This is a genomic window from Dethiosulfatibacter sp. (genome assembly GCF_983023055.1).
Genome location: NZ_CEZJXU010000017.1, coordinates 1 through 2,948, shown reverse-complemented (window position 1 = coordinate 2,948; position 2,948 = coordinate 1). Strand labels below are relative to the sequence as shown.

The 2,948-nt window shown below is 37.5% G+C and carries 3 protein-coding genes; all 3 read left to right on the top strand.

The genetic code is table 11. From position 1 onward, the window contains the following. The coding region (infB, locus tag AC3AX0_RS01645; protein ID WP_487548561.1) for a translation initiation factor IF-2 at positions 1–1,965 on the top strand (1,965 nt) is incomplete at its 5' end. Between the two features lie 6 nt (positions 1,966–1,971). Then, a complete protein-coding gene (gene rbfA / locus AC3AX0_RS01640; RefSeq protein ID WP_487548560.1) occupies positions 1,972–2,325 on the top strand; it encodes a 30S ribosome-binding factor RbfA in 354 nt (117 codons plus the stop codon). 10 nt (positions 2,326–2,335) lie between these two features. Beyond that, positions 2,336–2,948: DHH family phosphoesterase (locus AC3AX0_RS01635; protein ID WP_487548559.1), on the top strand; the 613-nt coding region annotated here is incomplete at its 3' end.

The window sequence follows — 2,948 nt, the reverse complement described above, 5'->3', positions numbered from 1 at the left end:
CAGCCAAAACAACAGGGAAATACTAAACCAGGAAGCCAGCCAAAACAATATGGAAATACTAAGCCAGGTGGCCAGTCTAGACAGCAGGGAAATCCTAAGCCGGGTACTGACAACAAGGGCGGCAATGTAAAAAGAAGAAGTCTCCAAAAAAAGGAAAAAGTAAAGAAGCAGCAATATAAAAGAGAAAGAGAACTTAATGAAGTTGAAGAAGTAAAAGAATATAAAATGGGTACATCAATTATAGTCAAAGATTTGGCTGAAGTGTTGGAAATACCTGTAAATACTCTTATAACAAAATTGATTACAAGCGGTATAATGGCAAACCTGAACCAAGAAATAGATTTTGAAACAGCATTTATCATTGCTGAAGAGATGGATATAGTTCTTGAAATGGTTGAAGAAATTAATGAAATTGAGGTTATAGAAAGCGACCTTGACTATGAAGATGATGAAAAAGACCTTCAGCCAAGACCTCCAATAGTTACTGTAATGGGACATGTTGACCATGGTAAGACTTCTCTTCTTGACGCAATAAGAAACACAAACATAACAGATGGAGAAGCTGGTGGTATAACTCAGCATATTGGTGCATCTGAAATAGTTATAAATGACAAGATAATCACCTTCCTTGACACTCCAGGCCATGAAGCCTTTACGTCAATGAGATCAAGGGGCGCGCAGGTTACAGATATAGCAATACTTGTAGTTGCGGCGGATGATGGAATCATGCCTCAGACAATAGAAGCAATCAACCATGCCAAGGCTGCAGAAGTTCCAATAATAATTGCAATAAACAAGATTGACAAGGAAAATGCAAATGTTGACAAAGTAAAGAAGGAACTTGCAGAACAGGGTCTTTTGACAGAGGACTGGGGTGGAAGCACAATAAGTGTAGAACTTTCAGCACTTAAAAGAATCGGTATTGACGAGCTTCTTGAAATGGTTCTTTTGGTAGCAGAACTTGAAGAGCTAAAGGCCAATCCAGACAGACTTGCAGTGGGAACAATCATTGAAGCAAGACTTGACAAGGGAAGAGGACCAATAGCTACAGTTCTTATAGCAAAAGGTACCTTGAACAAGGGTGATTTTGTTCTTACAGGTACTTCGTATGGGAAAATCAGAGTAATGATTAACAGCAAAGGAAAAAGAATAAATTCTGCAACACCATCTACACCTGTTGAAATAACTGGCCTATCAGAAGTTCCTGAAGCTGGAGAGATACTCTATTCAATGAAAGATGAAAAAATGGCTAAAGGCCTTGCAGAAAAAAGAAGACAGAAAATCAAAGATGTATCCAACAAGGGAACTGCAAGAGTAACACTTGAAGACCTTTTCAGCAGAATTCAGGAGGGTGAAATACAGGACCTGAACTTAATCGTTAAAGCTGATGTTAAAGGATCTATTGAGGCTATTAAGCAATCTCTTGAAAAACTAAGTATAGAGGAAGTCAATGTTAAAACCATACACGGCGGTGTAGGTGGAATAAATGAAACTGACATAATGCTAGCTTCAGCATCAAATGCCATAGTAATCGGCTTTAATGTAAGACCTACAAATTCAGCCAGTGAACTGGCAAAGATGGAAAATGTTGATATTAGAACATATAGCGTAATTTACAGTGCAATTGAAGATATTGAAGCTGCTGTCAAAGGAATGCTTGCTCCTGAATTCAAAGAAGTGATACTGGGAAGAGCTGAAATTAGACAACTATTCAAGGTTTCAGGTGTAGGTACAATAGCAGGAATTTATGTGTCAAGCGGTAAAATCACAAGAAAGTCCGGCATCAGGTTGTTAAGAAATGATATAGTTATCCATGAGGGGTCAATAGCTTCTCTTAAAAGATTCAAGGATGATGCATCTGAGCTTAAGACCGGTTATGAAGGTGGTCTTATGATTGAGAAATACAACGACCTTAAAGAGGGCGACATTATCGAAGCATACATAATTGAAGAAATAAAAAGGTGATGTTAGATGAAGAGTAAAAGAAAAAATAGACTCACGCAGGATATAAAAAGATACTTGAGTGGTATAATTCATAACGATGTAAAAGATCCTAGAATGAGCGAACATGTTTCTATTACGGAAGTTATGATAACTGACGACATGCACTTCGCTAAAGTTTATATCTCTATAATAGGGTCTGAAAAGAACAAAACAGAGACAGTTGAGATATTAAACAAGGCAAAAGGATATATAAGAAAAGAGCTCAGCTCAAAACTTACTACGAGAATTACACCAGAGCTGAACTTTTATCTGGACGGAAGTATCGAAAACAGCATTAGAATCAACGAGCTGCTGAAAGGCTTGGAAAACAATCAGGAATAGCAGGTATGATATGAATGCACATAATATAAATTATGTTAACGAAATGCAAATTTTGATAGAAAATTCCAACAGAATAGCTCTGATTTCCCATAAGGACCCAGACGGAGACTGTCTTGGGTCTTTACTGGGGCTTCACCATATATTGTCTGACAGGGGAATTAAATCCGATGTTTACCTTGATGGTGGAATACCTGATAACTATGCATTTTTGCCTGGTTTGGCGAAAATTAACAACAAGCCTGGAAAATCCAGTCATGATCTTGTCATTGTACTTGATTGCAGTGATTTGGATAGAACAGGCAATATGAAGGAAGTATTTCACAGAGGCAACAAAAGCATATGCATAGACCATCATGAATCAAATCTTAACTTCTGTGATATAAATATTGTGGAAAAAGACTGCAGCTCCACTGGTGAGATGATTTATAAAATGTCCAGCCAATGGGGATATGATGTAGGCAAAGATTCAGCTATTAACATTTATACGGCAATATTGACTGACACTGGAAAGTTCATATATGATAAAACTACTCCCGACACTTTTAGATGTGTTGCAGAACTGGTTGAAAAGGGAATAAATTTTACAGATATAGTTGACAACGTATATGGCAGCGAGGATAGAC

What these genes read in the sequence shown, in the direction of transcription:
- rbfA (WP_487548560.1), top strand. Translation starts at nt 1,972, where the DNA reads ATGAAGAGTAAAAGAAAAAATAGACTCACGCAGGATATAAAAAGATAC.